Below are 26,608 nucleotides of genomic sequence, written 5' to 3'. Positions count from 1 at the left end.
CCCGGGCTCAATAGCGGTAACGCAGCGTCAGGCGCGGCGAGCGCGGTTCGAACGCGTGATAGTGGATGTCGTCGACGCCTGCATCGGGTTCGCCGGGCAGGCGCGAGGCGAAGTAGTACTCGATGTCGCGGCCCTTGCTGCCCAAGGCGTTGAACAGATCCAGGTGCAGGCTCCAGCGCTGCCATTGCCGGCCCAGGCGCAAGTTCAACAGGGTTGCCGCGCGCGATTCCACCGAGCCGTCCTCGATCAGCGGCGTGGCGCCGAAGTGGCGCAGGTGGGCGCTGAACTGCCAGTCGCGCTCGCCACCGACGCTGACGCCCGCGCCGATCACCCACGGCACGGCACCGGGCACTTCGCGTCCGGCCGGGTCGCGGTCGCGGAAGCGGGCGTGGGTGTAGGCCAGTTCCAGTTCGGCGCTGACGCGCTCGCTGCCGAACCAGTACAGGCCGGCCTCGATGCCGTCGCGGCGGCTGGGGCGGCTGGCTTCGGTGTTGCCGGCGTCGCCGACGAACAGCAGTTCCGAATCCAGCCGCAGCGTCCACAGCGCGACGGTGCTCTGCAGGCGGTCGCTCAGGTGCAGGCGCGCACCCAGTTCGGCGCCGCGTGACCCGACCAGCGGGTCGACGCGGTCGGCGGGCTCGCCGCTGACCGGATCGATGCGCAGCACCGCGCCGCGCGCGTCGTTGGAGTGGAAGCCGGTGCCGTAGCTGGCGTATAGATCGACCGCGTCGCCGGGGCGGTAGGCCAGGCTGGCCTTGACCGAACTGCGGCCGGCGCTGCGCACGCCGGAATTCGCCGTCAGATCGCTGTCGACCTCGAAGCGATAGCGGTCGTGGCGCAGGCCGAGGTAGCTGCGCAGGTCGGGACTGAAATGGAACTCGTGCAGGGCGTACAGGCCCAGGCTGCGTTCGTCGACGCGGTCGTCACGCACGCTGGACAAGGTGCGGCGCTGGCGGGTGCGGAACAGGCCGACGCGGTCGATGTCGTCGTAGCGGCCCTGCGCGCCGATGCGCCAGCGGCTGCGACCCGGCTGCCATTGCTGGGCGAGGTCGAAGCCATAGAGGCGGCGGTCGTCGAGCTGACGGAACTGATCGCCGTTCACCGGGTCGTCGAGGAAGTAGGTGAAGTTGGACCACAGGCTCATGCGGTAGGCGATGGCGTAGGCGCTGGCTTCCAGTTCGCCGCCCCAGGCCGGGCCGTGCCAGCCGCCGGAGAGGCTGTAGCGCGAGCTATCGCCGCCGTCGCTGGGATCGATCTGGCCGTAGCGCGAGATCAGTCCGCTGACGACCGCGCGCTGCGGAATCTGGTCCGGCGAATTCCATCGGTTGCGGTAAGCCATGACGTTGAGGTGCGCGCGACCGCCGCCGACATCGGCGCTGTAGCGCAGCAGCAGATTGCGCTTGCGCACGTCCTCGTCCAGGTCGGTCCAGGGGCCGTCGTAGCGCTGCAGTTCTACCGCGTAAAGCAAGTCGCCGCCGGCCGCGGACGCGGAGTCCATCAGCAGCGCGCGCTGGTGGCCGTAGCGGCCCAGTTCCAGCTGGGCGACACCGCGCGGTACGCGGTCGGCCAGGCCGAAGCGCGCCGAACCGGCCGAGGAGAAGTCGCCGACGTCGGCGTGGTACGGGCCTTTGCGGTACGACAATTCCTGCACGGTTTCCGGGATCAGGAAATTGAGGTCGGTGTAGCCCTGGCCGTGGCCGTGGCTGCGCAGGTTGGCCGGCATGTCGTCGACGAAGCTGGCGAAATCGGTGCCGTGATCCAGATTGAATCCGCGCAGGAAGTACTGGTTGGCCTTGCCGCTGCCCGAGTGCTGGGTGGCGACCAGGCCCGGCACGAATTCGAGCAGATCGCCGGGCCGCAGGCGCGGGCGCTCGTCGATCTCGTCCGGGCCGACCACCCCCTCGGAGGCGCTGATGGCGGCGCCGACGAGATTGGCGCGGCGCCCGGATACGGTGAGGGTGTCCAGGGTGGTGGCGTCGTCGTCGGTTTCGGCGGCGATCGCCGGCAGCGACAGCGGCAGGCATAGGCTCAAGGCGAACAAGCTGCGGTGCATGCTCACTTCTCCACGAACGCGCGTTCGTAGACGTAGTGCCCGGGCACGCCGATGCGCGGCGCGGCGACGAAGCCGCGCGCGTCGAGGATGCGGCGCAGGTCTTCGAGCATGGCCGGGCCGCCGCAGATCATGGCGCGATCGCACTGCGGGTCCAGCGGTTCCAGGCCGAGGTCGGCGGCCATGCGGCCGCTGTCCAGCAGTTCGGTGAGGCGCCCGCGATGCGGATGCGCCTCGCGCGTGACCGCCGGGTAGTACAGCAGCTGCCGCGAAATCGTTTCGCCCAAGTGCTCGTGACGCGGCAGCTCTTCGCGGATGCGGTCCTGATAGGCCAGGTCCTGGGCGTGGCGCACGCCGTGGGCCAGGATCACGCGCTCGAAGCGTTCGTAGGTGGCCGGGTCTTTTATCACCGCCAGAAACGGCGCCAGACCGGTGCCGGTCGCGAGCAGGTAGAGATTGCGGCCCGGCAGCAGATCGTCGACCAGCAGGGTGCCGGTGGGCTTGCGCCGGATCAGCACTTCGTCGCCGACCTGCAGGCGCTGCAGGCGCGAGGTCAGCGGACCTTGCGGGGCCTTGATGCTGAAGAACTCCAGTTCCTCCTCCCAATGCGCCGAGGCGATGGAGTACGCGCGCAGCAGCGGCTTGCCGTCGACGGGCAGCCCGATCATCACGAACTGGCCGCTGAGGAAGCGCAGCCCGGCATCGCGCGTGGTGGTGAAGCTGAAGTAGTTGGGCGTCCAGTGACGCACGCTCAACACGCGTTCGGTTTCGAGCAGGGACATGGGGAACACCTGGGATTAAGGGGCGATTTCGACGCGCTCGACCGGCACGGCGGCGCGCTGGGAGGCTCGCGGCGCGACGGTGTCGGTCCATTCGGCATAGGCGGGCGTGGTGACCAGGACCTTGCCGTCGCCGGGCAGAGCGGCCACGGCGATGGCGTCGGCGATGGCGTGCATGGGATAGCGGTGCGCGACCGGCAGCTGCAGACGGCCGGCGCGCATGCAGTCGCCCAGTTCGCGGTACAGCGGCACCAGCTGTTCGTAGTCGCTCTCGGCCAGCGTGCGGGTCAGCCAGAAGCCGTGCACGCGGATGTCGCGGAACACCAGGTCGCGCACGTCGATCGCGCAGGGCTGGCCCTGCAGGCCGCCGTAGCAGACCAGGCTGCCGCGATCGTCCAGGCAGGCCAGCAGACGCGCGGTGGCGCTGCCGCCGACCGCGTCCGCCGCCAGCGGCAGGCGCGCATCGCCCACGGCCGCACGCACCGCGGCTGGCGCCTCTTCGTCGTCGAGCAGGGCCAGGTCGGCGCCGTGCGTGCGCAGCGCCGGCAGCAGCTCCGCGCGCCGCGCCAGCGCCGCGGTGCGCACGCCCAGCAGGCGCGCAAGCTGGATCAGGCTGCGGCCGACGCCGGAATTTGCGGCGTTGAACACGATCCAATCGCCGTGATCGAGGGCGACGAAACGCGTCAGCAGCATCGCGGCGGTGGCGGGATTGACCTTCAGCATCGCCAGTTGCAGCGGATCCACCGAGGACGGCACCGGCATCGCCTGCGACCAGTGCACCTGACGCAGCTCCGACCAGTTGCGCTGGCCGAGCAGGATCGCCAGTTCGCCCACGCGCAGGCGATCGACCTGCGCGCCGACCGAGATCACCCGGCCCACCGCCTCCAGGCCCAGCGTGGCCGGCTCCGTCGCGGCGCCGGCGTAGCGCCCTTGCAGCGTCAGCAGGTCGGCCTGGTTGATCGGAAACGCCAGCACCTGCACCCGCACCTCGTCGGGCTGCAGCGGCGCGGGCGGGTCGGCATCGACGCAGCGCACCACCTCGTGCGCCGCGCCTTCGCCCTGTAATCGGATCTGTTTCATTGCGGCGACCTCCGTGTCGTCGTGTTGCGTATCGTCAGAACGCGCGCTGCACGAACCACACCGCGCCAGCGCAGGCCGTGGCCAGCGACGCGACCGCGGTGACGCGCTGACGCAGCCATGGCGAGCGGCGCAGGCCCAGCTGCGAAATCGCGCCCAACGCCGCCAGCGCCAGCACGACCACCACCAACTGTCCGAGTTCGACGCCGATGTTGAAGCCGGCCAGCGCGGTGACCCGGTGCGTGGTCGACAGCAGCAGGTCGCTGAGCAGGGCAGCGAAGCCCAGCCCGTGCAGCAGCCCGAAGCCGAACACCAGTGCCGCTTCCCAGCGCGGCCGTAGGAACGGCACCAGGTTGTTGGCGGCGGTGACCACGATGGAGGCGGCGATGCCGGCCTCGATCAGGCGCGAGGGCAGACTCACCCATTGCAGCGCCGCCAGCACCAGGGTCAGCGAATGCGCGAGGGTGAACAGGGTGATCAGTTTCAGCAGGCCCCAGGCGCGGCTGCGCACCGCGACCATCGCGCCGTCCTGTTCGCGCGCGCGCATCGCCGACAGCACCAGCGCCAGCACGAACAGCACATGGTCCCAGCCTTCCAGGATGTGCTGGAAGCCGTACTTCACGAAGCCCGCGAATGCGCTCCAGGCCGAGCTGCGGCCGAGCTCCAGCTGCAGCATGCCGCCATCGGGCGCCGCCACCGAGGTGCGCGCCTCGCCCTGCGCGGAACGCACGGTCACGATCGCGCGGTGCTGGGCGTCGCGCCGCGCCTGGAAGCCGTAGCGCAGCTGCAGCGCGTCCAGGCCGACGTGGCAGCGGTAGCGCAGGTCGAGCACGGCGTAGGGCTCGCCCTGATGGCTGTCGACGCGCAGGCCCGGCGCGCCGGTCGCGAGGCAGGCGTGACCGGCCTGCTCCAGTTGCACCTCGCGCGCGAACACGGCGGCGATCGGCGCCGCGTTGGCGCGCAGCTCGCCCCAGGTGATGGCGCGGTCGCCGTCGCGGTCCAGTTCCAGGTCGGCGACTTCGTTGAGATCGGTCAGCGCGACCGACCATTGCAGCCGCAGATCCTCGCCCTGCGCCTGCAGGTCCAGGTAGGCCAGGCTGTTGGTATGCGCATAGCCGGGCGCGATCTGCGCGCACAGCACCAGCAGCAGGCAGGCGAAGACACGCTTAGCCGCGCGCATGGGCGACCCCGCTGACGTGCGCCTGCGAGGCCGCGCCGGGATTGCGGCGCAGCCATTCGTTCAGCTGCGCCAGGGTGACGCCGTCGGCGGCGGCGGCCGCCGCTTCGCGCAGCTGACGCGCCGCCAGCGGCGATTTGATCAGGCGCCATTGCGCGTGCGCCAAGGCTAGCGCGGCGGGTGGGTCGTCGAACAACAGCAGCTGCGCGCGGATCTCTTCGGGGTAGTAGGGCGAGTCGCCGAGCAGGACGCGCTGGCGCAGGCGTGCGGCCAGATCGCGCCGCGCGGCGAGGGCGCGCGCGTCCTTGAGCGCATGCAAGGCGAGCGCGCGGCGGGTGGCGACGGCGACGGTGTCGGGCGCGGCGGCCAGCAGTTGCAGCGCTTCGCGCGGGCGCGCGCGTTCGAGCAGGAAGTCGCTGTAGGCCATCAGCGTGTCGTGGGCGGCCGGCGCCAGCGGCAGGGCACGGCGGTAGGCCGCTTCGGCCTGGTCGGGCCGGCCCAGTCGCGCCGAGGCGTCGGCTGCGGCCAGCCAAGCCCAGCGGCGCAACCCGGCGCGGGTGTCGGGGATGCGTGCGGCGAGGTGGTTCAAGCGACGCTCGCCGGCGGCGAGGTCGCGGCCGTTGGCGTCGAGGTAAGCCAGACACAGTTCGGCTTCTACGGCATCGAGGCCGGCGATCGCCTCGCATGCGCGCGCGGCGGCGGCGCTGTCGCCGTCGCCCAGGCGCAGCAGCGCGAGTTCGAACCAGGCGCGGCTGTCGTCGGGTGCCGCCGCGAGCAGCTGGCGCAGATCGGATTGGGCGCCGGCGAACTCGTGGTAGTACTGACGCACCGCGATGCGGCTGCGCAACAGCGACGGCGGCAGACGGCCGGCGCTCAGCCAGGGGCGCAACGCCGATTTGGCATAGCCGTAGTAGCGCGCGTCGTCGGTACGCGCAGCCAGGCCCAGATAGAGTTCGGCTAGCTCCGCCGCCACCGCGGCATCGCGCGGCTGGCGCTCCAGTTTCGCGGCCAGCAGGCGCAGGCGCGTGTCGGCCTGGCCGCGTGCCGGCGGCAGGCGCAACAGGACTTCGTCGTCGCGCGCGGGCGTGCGCGGGCCGGCTTGCGATACCGTGGCTAGCGTCGCCAGTAACAGCGCGGCGGCGATGCGCGCTGCGTGGCGGCGCAGCGCGGCGAGGCATGCGGCGCGCGCATGCGTGGGGCGTTCCATGCGGGGGGTGTCCTCGTTTGCGGTGATGCGGCCGGCGGGCACCGGACCTGGACTCAGCCGGCGGCGTCGCCCATGGCCCGGTGCAGCCATTCCCTTAGCAGCTCCGGCTCCTCGATCACGTCGGCCGGCACTTCGTAGTAGCGCTTCACCTCGACTCGGCCCTTGCGGGTGGCGTAAGAGAACGGCCCCATGCCCCGCGCCTCGAAGTGCCGGCGGTTGCCGGCACTGACACAGAAGTACAGGGCATCCTTCATGACCATGCCGAACTGCTGGCCGTGAGCCAGCAGACCGGTGCCGCCGAAGAAGCGTTTGGAGCGCACCTCGCCATGCGGCGCGAGCAGTTCCAATACGTAGTCGAGGTAAGGCGATTCGGAGCTCATGCGTGCCTGATCGGAGAGACGGTGGGCGCGGTCACTCGGCCAGCACGTGCGGCGGCGCGAGGTACGGGAAGCGCGTGCTGTTGGGCACGTCGTTGCGGCGCACGCCGTCGAGATCGCCGGGCGCGTAGGCGATCGGGGCCTGCAGGTTGAACCAGAACATCAGGTCCAGATCGTCGTCCAGGGCGCGGCCGTTGGGCGAGCGCGTCGGCTGGCGCGGGTCCAGGGTCAGGGTGTCTGGCACCAGGATCCGGGTGAGCTGGCCTACGGTCGCTTCGTCCAGGCGGAACAGCGTGCGCGCGCTGTTCTGGATGGTGCTCTTGAACAGGCGCGCGTCCTGATGCGGCGACGTGGCGTTGAACAGCGCGGTCATGGTGTCGGGCACGTAGACGCCCTTGACCGCCGGATTGCCGACGCGTTGCACCTGCCGCCAACGGCCGTCCAGGCCGCGCTCGTCCACCGTCGCCCACAGGCGCAGCGGGCGGCCGCGGTAGACCGAGGCCAGCGGGATCTCGACCACGATCGCCGATACGTTGTAACCGGCGAAGCGGTCCTTGCCGGAACGGAACTTGGGCTGCACGCCGGCGAAGGTACGGTCGGAATCGACCACGTCGAAGAAGAACGGATCGTCGCGGGTGCCGGCGAACACACGCGCGCCGCCGCCTTCGACGATCACCGGCGGAAACGCCCGGTCGAACACCGGGCTGGCCGGGGTGGTCATGCCCGACAGCAGGCGCTGCGGACCCATCGAGAAGCCGGCGAAGAACTTCTGCGACTTGTAGTCGGTTTCGCTGGTGAAGGTCGCGTATTCCTCGCGGCTGAAGCGCATCGACACCAAGTGATCGGTGCGTGCATCCCCGTCGTTGTCGATGTGGAACTTGTAACGGCCGCGGTCGGAGAACAGATAGGTGTGCGCCGGCGGGCCCAGGGCGAAGCCGTTGACGGTCATCACCATCACCAGCTTGCCCGGATCGGAGGGGCTGATGAAGCTGTAGAAATCCTGGACGTCCAGGGTGGGCTGGTCGGCGATGCGCGGGGCTTCGCGGTGGTCGCCGGCGTGGGCCAGGCCGGCGACTAGCGCAAGCAGGCCCAAGGCCCAACCGATCGCGCGTCGGGATCGGTGAGTCGTGTGATTCATGGCACGGGCTCCGGTAAGGATGCGGTCAAAGTGGGTCGCGCCCGCCGCGCGGCGGGCGCGTTGCGGTCAGTACATCGGCGCGGTATGCGGCGGCGCCAGATAGGGGAAGAACCAGCTGTTGGGCACGTCGTTGGCCGCGACGCCGTCGAGCTGGCCCGGGGCGTAGGCGATCGAGCGATTGAGGTTGAACCAGAACAGCGGATCGATGTCGTCGTCCGGGCCGCGGCCGTTGGGCAGGCGGATCGGCTTGGTCGGATCCAGCCGCAGCACGTCCGGCGATACGATCGCCAGCAACTTGGCCAAGTCCTCGTCGTTGACCTGGAACAGGTAGCGCGCCGAACCGGCGATCAGCTGCGAGAAGTTGGCCGGGTCGTCGACCGGCTCGGAGGCGTTGAACAGATCCTTGTACGGCGCGGTGATGTAGACCGCCTTGATCGCCGGATTGCCGTCGCGCTGGATCTGCTTCCACCGGTAGCGCCCGCCGCTGAACTCCGGCTTCTCGGTGCTGCACCAGATGTGCAGCGGCCGGCCGCGGTAGTACATGTTCAGCGGCAGCTCGATCACGATCGCCGAGACGTTGAAGCCGGCGTTGCGGTCGATGGCGGCGCTGAACTTGGGTTGGCGGCCGTTGAGTACGCGGAACGAGCCGGTGCTGTCGAAGAAGAAGGGATCGTCGCGTTGGCCGGCGAACACCTGGATGCCGCGCTGGCCGGTGCTCACGATCGGCGCCAGCGGGATCGGCAGCACCTGCGAGGACGGCGTGACCGGTCCGCGGATCGGCCGCACGCGGTCGCTGAAGCTGGTGACGAACTGCTGGCTGGGCATCAGCGTGCCGGTGGCGTTGAACTGCGGGAACTGTTCGTCGCTGAAGCGCACTTCGATCTCATGATCGGCGAGGTAGTCGCCGTCGTTGTCGACCTTGAACAGATAACGCGCGGTCGAAGAGAACTGGTAGGTGCGCGACATCTCCGGCGCGGTCGAGGGGCCGACGGTCATGCTGAGCACCAGGCGGCTGTGGTCGCGCGGATTGAGGAAGGCGTACAGGTCGGCGATGTCGGTGGACGGATCGGCGGCCACCGACGGCGCTTCCTTGTGGTCGGACGCCAGGGCATTGCCCGCGCACAGCAAGGCTGCCAGCGCGATGGCGGTGTAGAGCTTCATAGGGATCTCCGTTAGGCCGTGGCCGCCAGCGGCGGGTCCACGGTGGCCGGGTTGGTGAGGCCGAGGGCGTCGGTGTAGGCCTGACGGTCGAAGTAGGCGCGGATGGCGTGGATGCGGCCGTCGCGGATCTCCAGCACGTCCACGCCGGGCAGGGCGACGCTGCGGCCGGTGGCCGGATGGGCGTCGCTGTCGCCGGTGTTGCGGCCGTGCATCACCCACTCGAACAGGGCGAAGTCGCCGCCGTCGCGGATGCGCTCGACTTCGAAGCGCAGGTCCGGGAACGCGGCGATCAGCTGGCCCACGTAGTCCGACATGGCCGGCAGCGGGATCGGCGTCGGGCCGACGATGGGGTCGAGGTAGCTGATGTCGGCGCCGAAGATTTCGCCGAACGCGGCGAAGTCGCGTTCGTTCCAGGCGTGGATGTAGCGCTGCGCGAGTTCGACGGCGGTCATGCGGTGGCTTCCAGCGCCGAGTCGGCGTGCTGGCGCAGCAGTTGGCAGACCGCCTGCGCGACGCCCGCGGCGGAGGCCGGGTTCTGCCCGGTCACCAGGCGGCCGTCGCTGACCACGTGCTCGCCCCAGGCCGGGCCGCTGCGGTAGTCGGCGCCGCGCTCGACCAGCTTGTCCTGCAGCAGGAACGGCACCACGCCGGTCAGGCCGACGATGCCTTCTTCCTCGTTGCTGAAGGACGTCACGCGGCGGCCGTCGAGCAGGTAGCTGCCGTCGGCGCGGCGCACGTTCACCAGGCCGGACTGGCCGTGGCAGACCGCGGCGATGACCTTGCCGTTGGCGTCGGCGTCGCTGAGCAACTGCTGCAGGTGGCTGTTGCCGGGCAGGTCGAACATGGTGCCGTGGCCGCCGACCAGGTACACCGCGTCGTACTCGGCGACGTTGACGTCGGCCAGGCGCAGGGTGTTCGAGGCCAGCGAGACGCGTGCCTTGATCGCTTCGTCGCCGAGGCTGTTGGGATCCACCGGCGCATCGCCGCCGGCCGGCGAGGCGACATCGACCTGGTAGCCCTGTGCCTGGAACACGTCGTAGGGATGGCTGAGCTCGGACAGGAACAGGCCGGTGGCGTTGCCGGTGTTGCCGAGGCGTGCGTGGCTGGTGACGATCATCAGTGCTTTCATCGGTGGAGCTCCGGTTCGGTTGGGGGTCAGGTTTCGGCGGTGGCGGTGGCGGGGGCGCGGTTGCGCCCCATCCAGTGGCGGGCGGTCACGGATAGGGCACGCGCGAACGTCCCAGGGGAGAGGAGTTCGCGCGTGCCCGTGGTGCCCGCGAGGAAGCGTTGGACGATGCCGGCCATGGCGTCGTCGCGCGTGGCGGCGCTGAACAGCAGTTGCTGCGCGCGCGGCATGGGTTCGGCGCGGGCCATTTCGGCCATGATCTTGAAATGCGGCCAGACCTCGTTGCGGCGCGCGCGCTCGTAGGCGGCGACCTCGCGTTCGGTCGAGCGCCCGGCGAGCAGCGCCGGCGCGGTCTGCGCGACCAGTTCCGAGGCCGACAGCGCGGCCCAGGAAATCCCGAAGCCGTGCAGGGGATCGGTGGTCATCAGCGCGTCGCCGACCAAGGCCACGCCGGCCGGCGCGCGTTCGCGCAGCAGCATGGTGTTCTTGGTGTTGATCATGAATTCGCTGATGCGTTCGGCGCCGTTGAGATCGGGGCCGCTGGGCAACGCGTCGACGATGGCGCGGAAATGCCGCTCGCGATCGGCCTTGAAATCCTCGACACGGTCCTTGGTCGGCATCAGCGCGATCAGGGTGGTGTCGTCGTCGTTGGGGAACTGGTAGGCGATGTAGGGATCGAGCATCCACATCTTGGAGACGTCGCGGGCCTCGTTGCGGATGCCGCGGTAGAAGGCGAAACAGGAGAAGCGCTGGTTGGGCCACTCGCGCGTGGGCACGGCGGCGATCTCGGCCAGGGTGGATTCGCGGCCGTCGGCGCCGACCAGCAAGGCGCAGGGCAGTTCCCGCGTTTCGCCGGAACTGGTTTCAAAGCGCGCGCCCACCACCGTGCCGGCGGCGTTGCGCACGGTCTCGCGCAGGCTGTGGCCGTCGATGTAGGTCACGCCGGGCGTGGCCAGCATGGTCGCGCGCAGCAGGGGGTCCAGCGTCTGGCGGCGAAGGTTGGTCGCGTGCGCCTCGCCCAGCGCCGCGTTCGGGATCCAGCCCCAGCGGGTGTAGATGGCGATGGTGTTGCGCACCGCGCCGGCGTCGGCCAGCGCGTCGTAGATGCCCAGTTCCTGCCAGGCCGGCAGGCTGCAGGGTTGGATGTAGTGGGTGCAGATCGGCTTGTGGAAATCGGCGCTGCGGCGCTTGTCGACCACCGTCACCGGTATGCCGCGGCGCGCGTACAGGATCGCCGTCGCGCAACCGGCGATGCTGGCGCCGACCACGACCACTCCCTGGGCTTGCTGTTGCTTCATCGCACACTCCCTTGTTTTGCGATTCGTGCTTGCGGTTGGTATTTGCGATCGGCGCCGGCGCGAGGCCGGCGGCCGGGACGGCGGTGCCGTCGGGCTAGGCGATCTCCGGCGCGGGCTGCTCGGCGGGTTGGGGCGCGTCGCGCAACTTGTCCATGCGTCCGCGCGAGGTCTTCATGCCGCGCGCGGCCGGCACCAGGTCGAAGATCCGGCCCAGGCCGAACGGCGGCATGTTGAGATAGACCGATTCGTAATTGCCCGGCGCGATCCGGTACGCCTCGTGGTAGATGCCGACATCGCCCTTGAGCGCGATCGCCTTGAAGAACCAGCCCCACATCGGCTGGTGCGCGAGCTCGCGATTGGCGGCATAGGCCTCCAGCCGGTCGTAGGAACGCCAGTACTGCACGAACACGATCGGATTGCCGACGCTGCGGTACTCGCCGCCGAGATAGCCGGTGTCGCCGGGCATGGCGCCGAGTTGGCGCACCATGCGACGCATCGACCAGGCCACCGGCAACCACTTGTGGACCTTCCACCAGCGATTGATGCGCATGCCGATCAGCAGCACGACGAACTCCTCGCGCTCGTCGACCGTCATGCGCTCGTGCAGGATCTTCGCCATGCTCAGGCGACCCCGGCCAGGCGGCCTTCGCAATGCGCGAGCAGACCGGCGCGGATCGGCTCCGGCAGGGCGGCGGCCTCGCCGGAACCGGCGACCCACACGCAGTCGACCTCGCCGACCGCCAGCTTGGTCAGGCGGCCGTCGGCGGCGCGGTGGTGGTACTCGAAATGCAGGCGCAGCCCGTTCGCATACAGCTGCTTGAGCGCCATCGAGACTTCGATGTCGTCGAACGGCATGGCCTCGCGCAGGTGCTGCACCTTGCTGCGCATGCAGTGCAGGGAGCCGCCGGCGCTGTCGCGGAACAGCTCCGGCGCCAGCGCGTACAGACAGCGGTCGATCAGGCGGCTCTGCCAGTGGTAGTAGTTCGAGAAGTAGATGTTGCCGACCAGGTTGGACTCTTCCAGCGAGGTCGCGAACACGCGCCTGGCCAGTTCCGGTTCCACCCTCGGCGCCGCCGGCGCGGTGTACAGCGGCGCGCCCGCGAACGCCAGCGCGGCCAGCGGCTCGCTCATCGGCCGGCGCAGTTCGACCGGGGCGCTAGGCAACGTCGCCACCGGCAGGTAGCCGCGGGTGAAGTCGCGCAGGTAGTCGGGGAACGGCGCCAATTCGACCTGGCCATGGCCCTTGATCGCGACCCAGGTGGTGGCCATGTTGCTGTAGGCGATGCGGCTTTCGCTGCCGTCCTCGCCGATACGCACCCAGTCGAAATGCATGTCCACCGACGAGTCGAGCTTGCCGTAGACGCGGCTGATCCACAGCCGGCCCTCGACGCGGTCCAGGCAGGCGGCGTCGCCGACGATGGCGATGTCGGAGTGGTTGGTGACCATGCCCCAGGCGCCGGAGGTGAAATCCGGCACCAGCTCGCGTCCGATGCCGACGATGCTGAGTTCGCGCAGGTTGCCCATCCAGTCGGCGAACACCGGGAAGCTCAGGCCATGGCGGCGGCTGGTCACGTCCTTGAAAGGCACGCGGAAACGGCTGGCGGTGTAGGTTTCGCCGTAGCCGCCCTGGCCGGTGTACAGGCGCAGGCTGTCGTCGTCGCTGGCGCCGGGCGGCAGCGCTGCCGGCAGCGTCGCCGCTGCGGCGATGCGCGCGGTGGCGGTCGCCTCGTCCGCGCTTACGGTGGCGACGGTGAAGGCGAACATTTTCGGCCGCGGCCGGGTCGGCGTCATCGGGAAGGTGATCAGCGCCGCGCGCGCTTCGCCGATGGCGGCCGACCAGGCCACCGCATCGCCGTCGCGCGCGCCCAGTTCCAGCGCGATGGTGCCGGCGCCCAAGGCCTTGCGCGCGGTTTCCAGCGCGCACCACAGACGCGTGCCGGCGATATCGCGTTCGTCGCCTGCCGCCATCAGCGCGCGCATCAGCGGCATGCGCGCGTCGCCGAGCAGGGCGCGCCAGGTGTCCTGCTCGCGCGCGACCACGGGCTCGATGTCGCAACCCTGCGGTTCCGGTCCGCAGATCGCCAGGCAGTGGCTTTCGTCATGCGACAACGACAGGCCCAGGCGACGGTCCTGCAGGCCGGCCAGCAGCGGCTTGCCGCTGTCGTCCCAGTGCACTTCCAGCTCGCCGCTGAGCGCGCGCTCGCCGACCGGCAGCACGGTGTTGATCGCGTCCAGGAACAAGGGCAGTTCGCTGAGGCGGCGGCGCGCGCGGTCCATGCGCGACAGGTGCGGCGCGAACGCGAACGCCAGCTGCGGCGGCCGCGCGCCCAGCGCCGAACACGCGCGTTGCAGCGCGGCCTCGAGCAGGCGGCGGTCGCGCTGGCTGGGATCGCGCCAGTCTTCGGGCTGCGGCGAAGCCAGATCCAGGTGCATGCGCTTGAGCCGGTAGCCGAGCAGGCGCTCGACGATGCGGCCCTGGTCGTCGTAAGCGGTGACCTCGCATTCCAGCGTGTCGGCGCTGCGCGCGGTGATGCGGTTGTGCACGCGCAGGGCGCCGTCGATCGCGCCCGCGCGGTCGTGGACCTCGATCGCGGCGATGCCGACGGGCAGGAACTGGCCCTGTTCGGACAACTGCGCGGTCTGCAGCAACCCGTCGCGGAACGAGGGATCGCCGGCGGCCAGCGCGGCGGGCAGGCCGTCGCCGAAATAGCGCGCATCCAGATGGCGCGCGATGCGCGTCTGCGAGCCGTCGCGGTCCAGGTCGTAGACCGTGCGCAGGCGCTGGAACACCTCGCCCTGGAACAGCAGGCCGCCGTACAGGTCGACGGCCGGATCGAGCTGGTCCAGCGGCTCCAGCGGTTGCGGCAACTGCGTGTCCACGGCCGGTGCCAGCGGCTCCAGCACCAGCACGGCGGCGAAGTGGTCGCGCTTGAAGCCGCTTTGCTCGGTGCGGATGCCGACCTCGACGCGCAAGGGTTCGCTGGCGTCGGTGCGCGGACGCACCCAAGCGCGCAGTTCGATCTGCGTGCCGCGGCCGCCGTCGACCACGATCGGCCGTTCCAGCTGCACCGATTCGAAACGGTAGCTGGGACCGACCTCGCCGCCGGCCACCGCCAGTGCCGCCTGGGTCATGGCTTCCAGGCCGAACACGGTCGGGAACAGGTAGACGCCGCGGTAGTAGTGGTCGCGCAGGTAGAGATCGCTGCGTAGATCCAACTGCGCGCGCGCGATCAGTTCCACGCCCGGCTCGAACACGTCGACGCGTTCGAGGAAGCGTGCCGGACGCTGCAAGGCGCTGCGATCCGGCTGCCAGGTGTCCAGGCCGTGCAGGCGTCCGGCCACGATGACCTGACGCGACGGCGTTCGGTTTCCGACCAGGGCCAGGAACTGTTCGATGCCGGCCGCGCTGGATATCGCGCTGATGCCTTGCTGGGCCAGGCGCTGCACGCTGCCCAGGCGCGCGCCCATGCCGACCTCGGCCCAGACGCTGTAGGCCAGGGTCAGCACCGCGGTGCCGGCGTGGCGCGACTGGAAGTTCGCCAGCGCGGCGTCCAACGCCTGGTTGGAGAACGCGTACCAGGCGTTGCCCGGCATGCCGGTGACGCCGATGATCGAGCCCAGCGCGACGATGATCTTCGGCGGCTGCGATTCCAGCGCTTCGCACAGGTGCAGCAGGCCGCACAGCTTGGGCCGGATCTCGTCCAGCGCCTGCTGCGCCGTGGCCTGTTCGACGCGTCGCGGCTTGTTGTGGCCGGCGCCGTGCAGCACGCCGGTGATCGCGCCGTCGCGACGGTGGATTTCCTCGACCAGGGCCGCGACGGCGTCGCGGTTGCCCAGATCGCAAGCGTAGTAACGCGCGGGCAGGCCGGCGGCGGCGTAGCGGGCCAGGGTGGCTTCCACCTCGGCGCTGCCGGGGTCGCCGCTGCGCAGCGGCGTGCTGCCGACCAGCGCCATGCAGGCGCCGGTGCGTTGGGCGAAGGCGAATGCGAGCTCGGCGGTGATGCCCTTACCGCCGCCGGTCACCAGCACCAGGTCGTCGGCCGACCACTGGATCGGACGCGGCGGCAGCGCCGCGCTGTCGAGCACACGCGGCACGAAGCGCCAGCGCTGGCGTTCGGCGTCGATGTGCACCGCACGGTAGCCCGGCTCGCCGTCCAGCGCGGCATGCAGGTCGGCGGCGATGTCGGCGTCGCGCGCGAGTGCGTCGAAGTCGAGCACGCGCAGCGCCCAGTCTGTGCGTTCCAGGTGCACGCTGGCGGCGAAGGCCTGCGCGCAGGAACCGTCCAGCGAGACCGTGCCGGAGCGCGTTGCGTCGGACGCGCGCGCGCCGGACCGCTCGCGCAAATCGCTGCCTAGGCCGAATTGCACGAACGCCAGGCTGCGGCAGCGCAGCCGCAGGGCGGCGTCGGCGGCGCGGTGCAGCGGCGCGATCAGCGCCGGCACGTCTTCGGCCTGGGCGTGGCCGTGCAAGGCGCTGACCTGCGGCAGCAGCGCGACGTAATGATCCAGCGCCGCCTCGCCGAGTTCGGATTCTTCGCGCAGCACCTGCGCGCCGGCCTCGCTCAGGCGTGCGCTCAGGGCTTCGGCCAGGCGTGCGTCGTCCGCGTGCGCCTGCAGGAACACGCGCGCGCCCTGCAGTTCGGGCAGGGCCGTGACCGCGGCCGGTTCCGCCGCCAGCGTCAGGGTGTAGGCGCGCGCCCAGGTCGGCGCGTCGGCCTCGGCGCTCGCGTGCACCGGAGCGGGCGAGGGGATCGCGGCGGCGGTGGGCGTGGCCAGCGATTGCAGCCACTGCGCCAGCTCGCCGATGCTGGCGCCCGCGCGTTCGCTGGGGTCGACCGAGCCGGCCAGGCCGAGCGCGCCGGCGACTTCCGCCACCACCGCGCCTGCTTTGATCGAATCCAGGTTCAGATCGTCGACCATGCGCAGCTCCGGTGCGATCTGCGCCGGCGCGAAGCCGGTCAGTCGCGCCAGCGCCGCGGTCAGCAACGCCAAGGCGTTGCCGTTCGGCGTCGCTGCGGCGGTCGGTGCAGCGATTACGGGGCGCAGTTGCTCCAGGCGGGTGGCGATGGTGTCCAGATCGGCGCCGGCCAGTTCGCTGGCATCGAGCTGGCCGGCGACGCCGAGCTCGCGCGCGGCGTCGGCGATCAGGGCGCCGGCCTTGATCGAATCCAGATTGAGATCGTCGGTCAGGCGCAGGCCGTCGTGCACGCTGGCCTCGGCGAAGCCGGTGACCTGCGCGACCAGACGCCGCAACAGCGCGCGCACGTCGGCAGCGGTTTCCTGCGTTGCCGACGCAGCCGGCTCGCGCAAGACGTCGATCTGCGCGACCAGATCCGCCAGCGGGCGCTGGGCGAAGTCGGCTGGATCGAAGCGGCCGCCCAGGTCGTAACGCTGCGCGATACGGGCCACGACTTCGCCGGCCTTGATCGAGTCCAGATTGAGGTCGTTGCCCATGCTCATGGACAGCGACAGGGTGGAGGCGGCGAAGCCGGTCGCCTGCGCGACCTGTTCGAGCACGCTCGCGGCGGTGGATTGCGCCGGCTGAGTCATCACCGTCGCAACGGCCGTCGCTGCAGCGGGCGTGACGGCCAGCGCGATGGGCGCGGCGGTCTGCGCCACCAGCGGCGCCATCACCGCCGGCGCGATCGTTTCGGGCGCGCGCGGCGCCAGGCCGCGCAGATCGGCGCGGATCACGTCGGCGAGGAACTGGCCGCGTTGCGCCAAGTAGTCCTGGAAGTGCGCGATCGCGGTGTCGACCAGGACGCCGTTGGCGGCCAGCGGCGCGGCCGCGTCGGCGTTGGCCGCGCGCGGCAGGGCGAGGGCGTCGATGGGGTTGGCGGCGGCCAGGGCGCGGCTCGGGATCGCGGCGGGCACGTCCAGCGGGCGCTCGCAGGGATTGACGATGAAGCTACGTTGCGCGGCTGGCACGAACGGGCGCAGCACGCGTACCGAGTACAACGCATCCCAGGCGATGTCGGCGCCGTGCACGTGCGCGGCGGCGAGGGCGCGGTTGAGATCGGCATGGCCTTCGGCCTCGCCTTCCAGCGGCAGGCAGGCGATGCCGCCGGCGCCGGAGATGCGGCCCAGCAATTGGCTCAGCACGCGTCCGGGGCCGACTTCCAACAGTAGGTCGCAACGGCGCGCCAATTCGCTGGCGGCGGTGACGAACTCCACCGGCCGCAGGATCTGCTCGCCGAAGTGCGCGCGCAACGCGCAGTCGGCCGTGACCGCGCGGCCGTCGCAGCTCGACAGCAGCTCGCGCGTCAGCGCGAGCGGACGCTCCGGCAGCGGCGCGTGCTCGCGCAGGTGCGCGGCGGCGTCCTCGACCAGGCGCGAATGGAAGGCATTGCTGACCGCCAGGCGGTGCGTGCGCACGCCCTCGCGTTCGGCCAGCTCGATCACCGCTTCGATCGCCGCGGCTTCGCCGGAGACGATGGTCTGTTCGTCGCTGTTGATGTTGGCCAGCACCGCATAGCCGTGCGTGGCGCAGGCCTCCAGCAGTGCGCTGGCGCGTTCGCGCGCGCAGGCCAGGCTGGCCATGGCGCCGGCCGCGCCGTCGCGCGCGGCCATGCGCTGGCCGCGCAGCACCGCCAGCTGGATCAGCTCGCGCGCTTCGAAGGCGCCGGCGGCGTGGAAGGCGGTGAGTTCGCCCAGGCTGTGGCCGAGCACACAATCGGCCTGCAGGCCCAGGTGTTCGAGCTGGCGCAACCACAGCAGCGCGGCCAGGGTGATGGCGGGCTGCGCGAGTTCGGTCTGGCGCAACGCCAACATCAGCGGTTCGCGTTCGGCCGGCAGCGGATGGCGGTCGAGGTTGGGCCAGATCGCTTCGGCCAGGCCGGGCGTGCCGGCCTCTTCCGCCCAGCGCTGGGCCTGCGCGCACAGGTCGCGCGCCCAGCCGTAGCGTTCGATCAGGCCGCGCGCCATGCCCAACTGCTGCGAACCCTGGCCCGGGAACAGGAAGCCGATGCGCGGCACCTGCGCGCGCTGGCCGATCGCATAGCCCTGCGCCAGTTCCAGTCGCGGCTGCGCGGGCAGCGGCTGGCGCAAGGCCTGGGCGACGGCGTCCAGGCGTTCGAGCAACTCGGCCGGGGTCGCGGCCAGCACCGCCGCCCGGCAACGCAGCGCCGGCGCGGTCGTCGCGGCGCAGTGCGCCGCCAGGTCGGCCAGTTCGGCCTGGCTCATGCCCAGGGCCTGCTCGCGCAAGGCGGCGACGCGCGCGCTCAGGTCGGCCTGGTCGCGGCCGGCCAGCACGAACAGCTCGTTGTTCTGCACCGACGCCATGCTGGCGCGCGCGTCCAGCGCGCCGCTGAGCGTGGCTTGCGGCGGCGTCTGCGGCGAGGCCAGGGTGACGTGCACGTTGATGCCGCCGAAGCCCATCGCCGACACGCCCGCGCGCAGGCGCGACTGCGCCGGCCGCGCTTCGCCGCGCAGCAGCGGATACATCGTGCGGCCCTCGCCGGCGAAGACCGGATGCGGTTGCTCGCAGCCGGCGGTCGGCGGCAGCACGCGCTGGTTCACCGCCATCACGCCCTTGATGAAGGCGCCGATACCGGCCGCGGCCTTGGTATGGCCGACGATGGACTTGAACGAGGTGACGCCGCAGTGGCGATCGCCGCCGCTGCCGCCGCCCAAGGTCTTGGCGATCGCCAGCAACTCGGTCTTGTCGCCCAGGCTGGTGCCGGTGCCGTGACCTTCGATGAAATCCAGCGCGCCCGGATCGGTGTCGGCCTGCCGGTACGCGCGCGCCAGCGACAGGTGCTGGCCGTCGACGCTGGGGGCGGTGATGCCGCCGCGGCCGTCGGAGGACATGCCCCAGCCGTCGAGCACGGCGTAGATCTTGTCGCCGTCGCGTTCGGCGTCGGCCAGGCGCTTGAGGCCGACGAATCCGCAGCCTTCGCCGGGAATGAAGCCGTTGCCGCGCGCGTCGTACACGCGCATCGCGGTCGGCGTGAGCGCGCCGGTCTTGGCGAAGCCGACCAGCTCGAACGGGTCCAGGCTGATGTCGACGCCGCCGGCGATCACGAAATCGCTCTGGCCGGCGGCAAGGCTGGCCGCGCCGGTATACACCGCGATCAGCGAGGCGCAGCACGCGCCGTCGACGGTGTAGCCGCCGCCGTTGACGTTGAGGTAGTTGCTGATGCGTCCGGCGATGGTGTTGGCCAGGCCGCCGGCCAGGGTGTCCTCGGTGACCGGCGCGAACGGCGACTTGAACACCGATTCCATCTGCCGTTCCAGCAGCTCCAGCATGTCGGCCGGCATGCCCGCGGCGGGCGCGGCCGCGCGCAGGGTCTTGCGCACGAACGGCCAGCGTCCGCGCAGCGTGTTGGAGCGGGTGAACTCGCCGGTGAGGGTGTTGCCGACGATGACCTGGGTGCCTTCGCGCGGCAGGCGCGCGGCGTCGTAGCCGGCGTCTTCCAGCATCTGCAGCGCGGTGTCCAGCGCCAGCCAATGCGCCAGGTCGGTGGCGTCGGCGGTGCCCTTGGGAATGCGGCGGCCGGCCCAGTCGAACTCATAACCGTCGATCACCGCGGCCAGGCGGCCGTAGGTGGTGTCGGGGTGGCGCGGATCGTCGTGCTGATAGTCGGCCATCGGCAGGCGCACGTCCGGCATCGGCCGGAATTGCTGCCTGCGGGCCAGGATGTTCTGCCACAGCTGGGTAGGGGATTCGGCGCCGGGATACCGGCAACCCAGGCCGACGACGGCGATCGCCGGAACATTGCCCACACTCGTACGGCCGGCGGATGCCGGCGCGCGCTTTTGCCTTGCCATGTTGATGCCCTTCCTTAGGTTAGAACTCCGGATACTCCACGCGTCCTGGCGCGTCCCCTGGCTCCGGCGCTTGCGTACTTGAGCGTATGCTCAAACAATCTCCATGGGACCGATCTTATTTGAGCGTTCATACAAAATGCAAGTACAGCTAATCAGCGGAGGAATACAGGGCCATGACAAGAGGAAAAAGTTTCGATGTCGACGTCGCCCGGCGGGAGGTCAGTCAGCTGTTCCGCCGGCGCGGTTACGCCAGCACCTCGATGAAGGACATCGAGGCGGCGACCGGCCTGTTGCCGGGCAGCTTGTACAACGCGTTCGGCAACAAGCAGGACTTGTTCCTGAGCGCGATGGACTACTACCTGGCGGACGTGGTCGATCGCCGCATCGCCGCGCATCTGAGCGGCGACGATCCGGCCGCGGCGGTGCGCTCCTTGTTCACCTCGACCTATGACGTGGCGATGGGCGAGCACCGCGGCTGCCTGCTCACCAACACCGCCATCGAAGTCGGTCCCAGCGACGAAGAGATCCACCGCAAGGTCGCGCGCGGGATCCGCAAGTTCGAGGCGGCGTTCCTGCGTTTGATCCGTCGCGGGCAAAGCGCCGGGCGCATCCCGCGCGGCAAGGATCCGCGCGCGCTCGCGCAGCATCTGACCACCAGCTATCAAGGCATCCTGGTGCTGGTGAAGGTGATCCGCACGCCGCGCATCCTCGACCGTTACACCGAAAGCGCGATCCGCATGCTCAGCGCCTGAGCCCAGGCGACTCGCCCCACAGACCGGCCGCAGGGACGCGCCGGCCCAACGGCCAAGGCGGCCGACGGCGTTTGCGTCCGCAGTGCGTGCCGACGCGTCGCGAGGCGGCGCGCGTACGACCCGCCGGGCGCAGTGTCGCGGCCCTCTTCACGGACTTCACCGATTCGAGCCGCCAGCCCACACGCGGCGGACGATGCGTCGGCGCGAACGCAACCCAGGATGGGCGCCGACATCGCGCCGAACATGCGTATGACAGCGTGCCGGCACGGCCGCGACCGGCCGTGCTAGGCTCATGGCCGTCCGGACGCCTTCACTCCAGGGACGGTTCATGCGCAAGCCAGCGATCACCTTGGCGTTCCTATCCCGATGCGCGCCGCGCGCGCGGATCGGCGTCCTGCTCATTCCCTTCCTCTTGACGGCCTGCGCCATGCACGAGAACGCGAACTTCGATTCGGCTGCCTGGAAATCGCAACGCGGCGCCAAGCCGCTGGACAACCAACGCGGCGCGATGGTGCCGGCGCTGACCAAGGCGATCGCCGACGGCATGACGCGCGAGGAAGTGATCGGCGTGCTCGGCGAGCCGGACTCCAGCGACGGCGCGACCCACGTCGACATCTACGAACTCGGCGTCTCCGATGCCGGCATCGACGAAGAGTATTACGAGGTCCGCTACCAGGACGGGCGCGTGGCATCGCGCCGCTGGGCGCGCCGGTAAGGTTCCCGGCCGCGCGGCGCGCGGCGGCGTACGAACGCAAGCGAAAAGGAGAGCGCGATGTCGGACCCACGCCCCAACCTCAACGACATTCGGACCAACTATCAGGTCGCCGACGATGAAGTGATCACCTATCGTCCGCGCGCGTTCGGCGCGATCGATATACCGTTCACCGACGGCCGGCAGATGACCAAGACCGAGGGCGAGCTGCTCGACCGGCTCACCCGCGATCGCGGCCTGGTCGGCTTGAGCGGTTTCCGCGACATCGCGCGCGAGGCCTTCGCCGAAGGCGAGCGGCGTTTCCCCGACAACGCGGTGCCGGCCGGCGTTCCCGCCGACCGCGCGCGCGAGTGGCAGGGCAACGACGGCCACCGCGACGCGTTCCGCCATGCCTACTGGAGCGCGCGGCTCGCGCAGGAATACGGGCCGGAGTGGGGCAAGGCCTTCACCACCGCGCACGAAGGCCTGCCCGGCAACTGGGCCAATCGCGAGGCGATGGACCTGTACAACAATTCCATCGGCAACCAGATCGGCGCCGCCAACCGCAACGCCACGCCCGAGCAACTGGCCAACCTGATCGGCCAGCAACTGGATCAGGGCAAGCTGGTGGTGATGAACAGCAGCGGCAGCATGGAGTGGAGCGATCGCGTGCGCGTGGGCCAGCACGGCCTGTCGCCGGACGACGTGATCGGCCCCAAGCTGCCGACGCCGGGCGCGGTGTCCACCGACAGCCGCCAGGCCAGCCTGACGCCCGACGCGGCGCCCGGCGAGGCGCGCGCCGCGCTGGCCGCACTCGACCCCAACGTCGCGCGCATGCGCGAAGACCCGATGTACCAGCAGGTCGTCGCGGCGATGCGCACGCACGGCATGGCCGACGAACAGCTCGCGGCCAATCTGTATGCCGGCGCGAAGTTGAAGGGGTTCGAGGGCGTGACCGGCATCCAGCCCGGCAACGCCATCGTCGACGCCAGCGGCCAGCCGGATCGCAACATGTTCGTGTTCGACGGCAGCAAGGGGCCGACCGGGCCGAACTACGCCATGGTCAGCGAGAACCAGGCGCGCGGCGTGCGCGAACAGGACGCCGCCACGGTCGCGGTGCAGGCGCCCGTACCCGCGCAGGCGCAGGTTCAATTGGCGGCCGCGCAGACCGCCGAACAGCCCGAGCATCGCAAGGCGATGGGCTGAGCGGCGCATCGCGCCGCAGGGCCGGGCGGTCGCGCGATCGCCTGGCCATACACGCTTGCACGACGACGCGCCACCGCCTGGCAACGGCGGTGCGGCCGTGTCCGCTTGCGCGCGCGCGCCACGTTCGCAACGTGAGCTAGGCCTGAATCGAACCGTGCACGGTCGCGGAACCCGCGTGGGCCGCGCCGGTCAGATTTGCCAGCGCTAAGTGCCCGCCGCCGTTGCAGTGTCATCCGGTGAGACGCGCGCTGCCTAGCCTCGTTGCCCGCCGTCGCCGACGTGCCCTCACAGGAACCGCCGTCCATGCATTACACGTCCGCGCAGATCGAAGACGAAGTCCAGCGCCTGGATGCGACGCTCGCCCGCGTGAGCGCGCGTGCCGGGCGCGGGCTGGACTACGAACTCGAACGCCGTCTCGATGCGCACCGGCGCTCGCTCAGCGACATGGTCGGCGCCGACGGCGTGGTGCTGGTGCTGGACACCGTCAACGCCGCCAAGCACGCGATGGGGCAGGAGCGTCCCGGCGACTACCTGGCCGCGATGGAATCCTCGCGGCGGACGCTTGCGCTGGTGTTGCGGCGCCTGCTCAGCCGTCTCGAAGCCGCCTGAGTCGCGCCGACGCCTGCGCATGGCGCGAGAACGGATCGTTCTGCGATCCATCGCGCCGCAGGCCGCAGGATTCACCAATCGGCCATCTTTCTTTCACGAAATTTTTCTTTCGCGATCGCCACCATGGCGCGCCGTCGAGCGGTGGGACCGCTCGGGCGTAGGTTTGTGCAAGGAGTGATTCGATGCGTGTGGACGTGTTCGTGGTGGGCGACGAAGAAGGCTATGTGGTCGCACCCGCGGGGCGGCCCCTGCCGCTGGACGAGATGTTCGCCCTGGGCGCGCTGCGCTTCGGCTGGACCGTCGAAAGCGCGATGGCCGCGCCGCGCCTGGACTGGCGCAGCATCGCCGCCGATATCGACGCGCGCGGCTACGGCATCGTCGCGCGCGCCGACGTGTCCGGCCTGCTGGCGACGCCGCAGCGCTGGCTGCCGGCGCTGTACCCGGAGCATCACCGGCCGCTGGCGGCCTGAGTTTCGGCGTGGCCTAGGTATCGCTGGCGTCGGGCGTTCTTTGTTGCGATAGCGCCGGGTCGGGAAACTCCTACTCGCGCCCTCGGCCTCCGGCTACGCGCGTTCGGGCGCTTGCCGTCTCGCGCGTTGCGACGCCATCCCGGTACAGTGCTAGCCGGTTTCCGCACTTCGTCGCCATGTCCAAGCCCGCCAGTAAGCCCGCCGCCAAGGCACGCACCGCCTACGTCTGTTCCGAATGCGGCGCCGACCACACCAAGTGGCAGGGCCAGTGCGGCGAGTGCGGGGCCTGGAACACCCTTAGCGAGTTCGTGGTCGAGCCCGCGGCTAAGGGCGGCGGCGTCGCGGCCACGCGCCGCAGCAGTTGGGCCGGGCGCGCCGACGCGCCGGCGGTGACCGCGCTCAAGGACGTGCAGCACGGCGAGGAATCGCGCGTCAGCACCGGCATCGGCGAGTTCGACCGCGTGCTCGGCGGCGGCCTGGTGCACGGCGCGGTGGTGCTGGTCGGCGGCGATCCGGGCATCGGCAAATCGACCCTGCTGCTGCAGGCGATCGTGCGCATGGCCCAGAGCCTGCCGGGCCTGTACGTGACCGGCGAGGAATCGCTGGCCCAGGTCGCCGGCCGCGGCGCGCGTCTGGGGCTGCCGCTGAACGGTGTGCACGCGCTGGCCGAGACCGGCGTGGAGCGCATCCTCGAACACGCCGTGCGCATGAAGCCGGCGCTGATCGTGGCCGATTCGGTGCAGACCTTGTGGACCGAACAGCTCAGCGCCGCACCGGGCTCGGTCAGCCAGGTGCGCGAGAGCGCCGCGCGGCTGGTGCGCTACGCCAAGGAAACCGGCACCTCGGTGTTCCTGGTCGGCCATGTGACCAAGGAAGGCGGCATCGCCGGTCCGCGCGTGCTCGAGCACATGGTCGACGCGGTGCTGTACTTCGAAGGCGAGAGCGGCAGCCGTTTCCGAGTGCTGCGCGCGTTCAAGAACCGCTTCGGCGCGGTCAACGAGCTCGGCGTGTTCGCGATGGGCGACAAAGGCCTGCGTGAGGTGCCCAACCCGTCGGCGATTTTCCTGTCCGGCAGCCGCAGCCCGCAGCCGGGCAGTTGCGTGATGGTGACCCGCGAAGGCACCCGGCCGCTGCTGGTCGAGGTGCAGGCGCTGGTGGATTCCTCGCCGCTGTCCAATCCGCGCCGGGTCGCGGTGGGCATGGAGGGCAACCGCCTGGCCATGCTGTTGGCGGTGCTGCACCGCCACGGCGGGGTCGGGGTGGGCGATCAGGACGTATTCGTGAACGTGGTCGGCGGCATCCGAGTGCAGGAGACCGCGGCCGACCTGCCGGTGCTGCTGGCGGTGCTGTCCTCGCTGCGCGACCGGCCGCTGGCCGATCAGACCGTGGCCTTCGGCGAGGTCGGCCTGTCCGGCGAGATCCGCCCGGTGCCCAACGGCGAGGAGCGCCTGAAGGAAGCCTCGACCCACGGCTTCAAGCGCGCGATCGTGCCCAAGGCCAACGCGCCCAAGAGCGGGCGGGTGGGGGAGATGACGGTGATCGGCGTGGAACGGCTGGCCGATGCGCTGGAGGCGTCGGCGGACTGAGGGCGGGCGATGGCGCGCCGCGGCGAGCGCGCCGGATGGCCGACGTGCTGCAGGCGTCGTACCGCGGAGCGCTCCGTCGGGCTGGCGTTATCCGGCCGGCGCGGGCGACGGGGCAACCGTCGGCTCGGGCGCGGGTTCCGGCATCGTCACCGGCTTGGGCTCGGCGGCCTGCGCGCGCTTGGCTTCTTCCACGCTCGGCAACGGTATGTCCTTTTCCTCGGTCGGCAGGCCCAGGCCCTTGCGGCTGAATTTGATGGCGTCGGGCATCGGCGGCGGGCTGAGGCCGCGGGCTAGCGCGAACATCTGGCACTTACGCTGCCATTCGACCATGTGAGGTTTCACCGGCAGCCAGAAGATGCTTTCCAAAATCGGCTTCCGCAACGCCAGCTTGGCGCCGTCCTTGGTATCCGGCGGCACCCACATGCTCCTGCCCGGATCGGCGCCGTGCTGCAGCAACCAATAGGCTTTGTCGAAATTGCCCAGGCGCGCGTACCAATTGAGTACGGTGTCGTGGCCCTCGTAGCTCTCCGATTTGGCGAACAAGGGCTCGTTGATGCGTGCGCCGCGCTGCAAAAGCAGTTGTATGTTCTGCCAGCGGCCGGCCAGATAGGCCACGTGCATCAGCGACTCTTCATTGGAGCTGAGCGCGTTCGGGTCGCCGCCGTGGTCCAACAGCAGTTTGAGATAAATCGGATTCTCGGTGCGCGCCGCCAGCACCATCGCATTGTTGCGATACTGTCCCCGTTTGCGTTGCGGGTCGTATTTGCGCGCGTTCGGGTCGGCGCCGTTCTCCAGCAGCAGACGCAGGCCTTCGGGGTTCTCGTTGAACACCGGCCAGGCCACCAACGGCATGTCGCCCTTGTCGAACAGCCGATCCGGATTGATGCCCTGGTCGTGGATCATCCAGCGGATCTGTTCTGCCTTGCGACGATCGCTGGCCAGCGCCAATTGCAGCGCCGGACCCTCGAAGTAATCGCCCGGATCCCAGGGCAGCCGATCGCCACCGGCGGGCGGCATCGCCCAGCACGCGGTCAGCGCGCACAACATCAGGCCGGCGAGCCACCAGCGACGTAGCGGCGAGGGCGGTAGCGGCAGCGTCATGGCGGCGGTCGTCCTTGGCGTGGGGCGGCCCGAA

The 26,608-nt window shown here is 70.4% G+C and carries 20 protein-coding genes; 6 read left to right on the top strand and 14 right to left on the bottom strand.

The features are described 5' to 3' along the window. Positions 1-7: 7 nt before the first annotated feature. From LVB77_RS14415 to LVB77_RS14355, 13 genes are all read right to left on the bottom strand, one after another. A complete protein-coding gene (locus LVB77_RS14415) occupies positions 8-2,053 on the bottom strand; it encodes a TonB-dependent receptor (protein ID WP_232906784.1) in 2,046 nt (681 codons plus the stop codon). Positions 2,054-2,055: 2 nt separating this feature from the next. After that, positions 2,056-2,832, bottom strand: coding sequence for a ferredoxin--NADP reductase (locus LVB77_RS14410; RefSeq protein ID WP_232906783.1), 777 nt, complete (start codon positions 2,830-2,832; stop codon positions 2,056-2,058). 15 nt (positions 2,833-2,847) lie between these two features. Then, complete coding sequence (locus LVB77_RS14405; protein ID WP_232906782.1) at positions 2,848-3,909, bottom strand: 2-enoyl thioester reductase domain-containing protein; 1,062 nt, start codon at positions 3,907-3,909, stop codon at positions 2,848-2,850. A 34-nt stretch (positions 3,910-3,943) separates the two neighbouring features. Further along, positions 3,944-5,086, bottom strand: coding sequence for a HupE/UreJ family protein (locus LVB77_RS14400; protein ID WP_232906781.1), 1,143 nt, complete (start codon positions 5,084-5,086; stop codon positions 3,944-3,946). Beyond that, positions 5,073-6,290, bottom strand: coding sequence for a hypothetical protein (locus tag LVB77_RS14395; RefSeq protein WP_232906780.1), 1,218 nt, complete (start codon positions 6,288-6,290; stop codon positions 5,073-5,075). The genes LVB77_RS14400 and LVB77_RS14395 overlap by 14 nt, the downstream gene beginning before the upstream one ends. A gap of 53 nt (positions 6,291-6,343) precedes the next feature. Beyond that, positions 6,344-6,670: a TfoX/Sxy family protein gene (locus LVB77_RS14390; RefSeq protein WP_232906779.1), complete on the bottom strand. Its 327-nt coding sequence runs from the start codon at positions 6,668-6,670 to the stop codon at positions 6,344-6,346. Between the two features lie 31 nt (positions 6,671-6,701). Beyond that, a complete protein-coding gene (locus LVB77_RS14385) occupies positions 6,702-7,805 on the bottom strand; it encodes a DUF4331 family protein (RefSeq protein ID WP_232906778.1) in 1,104 nt (367 codons plus the stop codon). Positions 7,806-7,871: 66 nt separating this feature from the next. Then, a complete protein-coding gene (locus LVB77_RS14380; protein ID WP_232906777.1) occupies positions 7,872-8,966 on the bottom strand; it encodes a DUF4331 family protein in 1,095 nt (364 codons plus the stop codon). A gap of 11 nt (positions 8,967-8,977) precedes the next feature. Further along, positions 8,978-9,418, bottom strand: a complete 441-nt coding sequence (locus LVB77_RS14375) for a nuclear transport factor 2 family protein (RefSeq protein WP_232906776.1) — start codon at positions 9,416-9,418, stop codon at positions 8,978-8,980. Beyond that, positions 9,415-10,095: a type 1 glutamine amidotransferase domain-containing protein gene (locus LVB77_RS14370; RefSeq protein ID WP_232906775.1), complete on the bottom strand. Its 681-nt coding sequence runs from the start codon at positions 10,093-10,095 to the stop codon at positions 9,415-9,417. The genes LVB77_RS14375 and LVB77_RS14370 overlap by 4 nt, the downstream gene beginning before the upstream one ends. A 26-nt stretch (positions 10,096-10,121) precedes the next feature. After that, positions 10,122-11,390, bottom strand: coding sequence for an NAD(P)/FAD-dependent oxidoreductase (locus tag LVB77_RS14365; protein WP_232906774.1), 1,269 nt, complete (start codon positions 11,388-11,390; stop codon positions 10,122-10,124). A 94-nt stretch (positions 11,391-11,484) separates the two neighbouring features. Continuing rightward, complete coding sequence (locus LVB77_RS14360) at positions 11,485-12,009, bottom strand: DUF4188 domain-containing protein (RefSeq protein ID WP_232906773.1); 525 nt, start codon at positions 12,007-12,009, stop codon at positions 11,485-11,487. A gap of 2 nt (positions 12,010-12,011) precedes the next feature. Next, the gene (locus LVB77_RS14355; RefSeq protein WP_232906772.1) at positions 12,012-20,159 is read right to left on the bottom strand and encodes a type I polyketide synthase; all 8,148 of its coding nucleotides are present in this window, start codon (positions 20,157-20,159) and stop codon (positions 12,012-12,014) included. A gap of 173 nt (positions 20,160-20,332) precedes the next feature. Between LVB77_RS14355 and LVB77_RS14350 the strand changes: the two genes are divergently transcribed. The 6 genes from LVB77_RS14350 (at position 20,333) to radA (ending at position 25,473) form a co-directional block, all read left to right on the top strand. Next, a complete protein-coding gene (locus tag LVB77_RS14350; protein ID WP_232906771.1) occupies positions 20,333-20,911 on the top strand; it encodes a TetR/AcrR family transcriptional regulator in 579 nt (192 codons plus the stop codon). A gap of 427 nt (positions 20,912-21,338) precedes the next feature. After that, complete coding sequence (locus LVB77_RS14345) at positions 21,339-21,626, top strand: hypothetical protein (protein WP_232906770.1); 288 nt, start codon at positions 21,339-21,341, stop codon at positions 21,624-21,626. 57 nt (positions 21,627-21,683) lie between these two features. Beyond that, the gene (locus LVB77_RS14340) at positions 21,684-22,808 is read left to right on the top strand and encodes a hypothetical protein (protein ID WP_232906769.1); all 1,125 of its coding nucleotides are present in this window, start codon (positions 21,684-21,686) and stop codon (positions 22,806-22,808) included. Positions 22,809-23,111: 303 nt separating this feature from the next. Beyond that, entirely contained in the window at positions 23,112-23,417 is a 306-nt protein-coding gene (locus LVB77_RS14335) for a hypothetical protein (protein ID WP_232906768.1), read from the top strand. Positions 23,418-23,599: 182 nt separating this feature from the next. Further along, positions 23,600-23,887 (top strand): hypothetical protein, encoded by a 288-nt coding sequence (locus tag LVB77_RS14330; RefSeq protein ID WP_232906767.1) that lies wholly within the window; start codon positions 23,600-23,602, stop codon positions 23,885-23,887. Positions 23,888-24,063: 176 nt separating this feature from the next. Next, positions 24,064-25,473, top strand: coding sequence for a DNA repair protein RadA (gene radA / locus LVB77_RS14325; protein WP_232906766.1), 1,410 nt, complete (start codon positions 24,064-24,066; stop codon positions 25,471-25,473). 87 nt (positions 25,474-25,560) lie between these two features. Here radA and LVB77_RS14320 read toward each other — a convergent pair whose 3' ends face one another. Then, entirely contained in the window at positions 25,561-26,574 is a 1,014-nt protein-coding gene (locus LVB77_RS14320; protein ID WP_232906765.1) for an ankyrin repeat domain-containing protein, read from the bottom strand. Between the last annotated feature and the right edge of the window lie 34 nt (positions 26,575-26,608).

Origin of the sequence: Lysobacter sp. 5GHs7-4 (assembly GCF_021284765.1) — a bacterium.
Classification (GTDB): Bacteria; Pseudomonadota; Gammaproteobacteria; order Xanthomonadales; family Xanthomonadaceae; genus Lysobacter.
Note: the sequence above shows the minus strand (reverse complement) of the source record. Positions and strands in the feature narration are given on the sequence as shown.

Bases quoted from the DNA above. Each gene is read 5' to 3' on its own strand.
- LVB77_RS14320 (WP_232906765.1), bottom strand. From the start codon at position 26,574: ATGACGCTGCCGCTACCGCCCTCGCCGCTACGTCGCTGGTGGCTCGCC.
- LVB77_RS14330 (WP_232906767.1), top strand. From the start codon at position 23,600: ATGCGTGTGGACGTGTTCGTGGTGGGCGACGAAGAAGGCTATGTGGTC.
- LVB77_RS14340 (WP_232906769.1), top strand. From the start codon at position 21,684: ATGTCGGACCCACGCCCCAACCTCAACGACATTCGGACCAACTATCAG.
- LVB77_RS14405 (WP_232906782.1), bottom strand. From the start codon at position 3,909: ATGAAACAGATCCGATTACAGGGCGAAGGCGCGGCGCACGAGGTGGTG.
- LVB77_RS14385 (WP_232906778.1), bottom strand. From the start codon at position 7,805: ATGAATCACACGACTCACCGATCCCGACGCGCGATCGGTTGGGCCTTG.
- LVB77_RS14410 (WP_232906783.1), bottom strand. From the start codon at position 2,832: ATGTCCCTGCTCGAAACCGAACGCGTGTTGAGCGTGCGTCACTGGACG.
- LVB77_RS14400 (WP_232906781.1), bottom strand. From the start codon at position 5,086: ATGCGCGCGGCTAAGCGTGTCTTCGCCTGCCTGCTGCTGGTGCTGTGC.
- LVB77_RS14360 (WP_232906773.1), bottom strand. From the start codon at position 12,009: ATGGCGAAGATCCTGCACGAGCGCATGACGGTCGACGAGCGCGAGGAG.
- LVB77_RS14370 (WP_232906775.1), bottom strand. From the start codon at position 10,095: ATGAAAGCACTGATGATCGTCACCAGCCACGCACGCCTCGGCAACACC.
- LVB77_RS14350 (WP_232906771.1), top strand. From the start codon at position 20,333: ATGACAAGAGGAAAAAGTTTCGATGTCGACGTCGCCCGGCGGGAGGTC.
- LVB77_RS14395 (WP_232906780.1), bottom strand. From the start codon at position 6,290: ATGGAACGCCCCACGCATGCGCGCGCCGCATGCCTCGCCGCGCTGCGC.
- LVB77_RS14345 (WP_232906770.1), top strand. From the start codon at position 21,339: ATGCACGAGAACGCGAACTTCGATTCGGCTGCCTGGAAATCGCAACGC.
- radA (WP_232906766.1), top strand. From the start codon at position 24,064: ATGTCCAAGCCCGCCAGTAAGCCCGCCGCCAAGGCACGCACCGCCTAC.
- LVB77_RS14335 (WP_232906768.1), top strand. From the start codon at position 23,112: ATGCATTACACGTCCGCGCAGATCGAAGACGAAGTCCAGCGCCTGGAT.
- LVB77_RS14390 (WP_232906779.1), bottom strand. From the start codon at position 6,670: ATGAGCTCCGAATCGCCTTACCTCGACTACGTATTGGAACTGCTCGCG.
- LVB77_RS14365 (WP_232906774.1), bottom strand. From the start codon at position 11,390: ATGAAGCAACAGCAAGCCCAGGGAGTGGTCGTGGTCGGCGCCAGCATC.
- LVB77_RS14375 (WP_232906776.1), bottom strand. From the start codon at position 9,418: ATGACCGCCGTCGAACTCGCGCAGCGCTACATCCACGCCTGGAACGAA.
- LVB77_RS14415 (WP_232906784.1), bottom strand. From the start codon at position 2,053: ATGCACCGCAGCTTGTTCGCCTTGAGCCTATGCCTGCCGCTGTCGCTG.
- LVB77_RS14355 (WP_232906772.1), bottom strand. From the start codon at position 20,159: ATGGCAAGGCAAAAGCGCGCGCCGGCATCCGCCGGCCGTACGAGTGTG.
- LVB77_RS14380 (WP_232906777.1), bottom strand. From the start codon at position 8,966: ATGAAGCTCTACACCGCCATCGCGCTGGCAGCCTTGCTGTGCGCGGGC.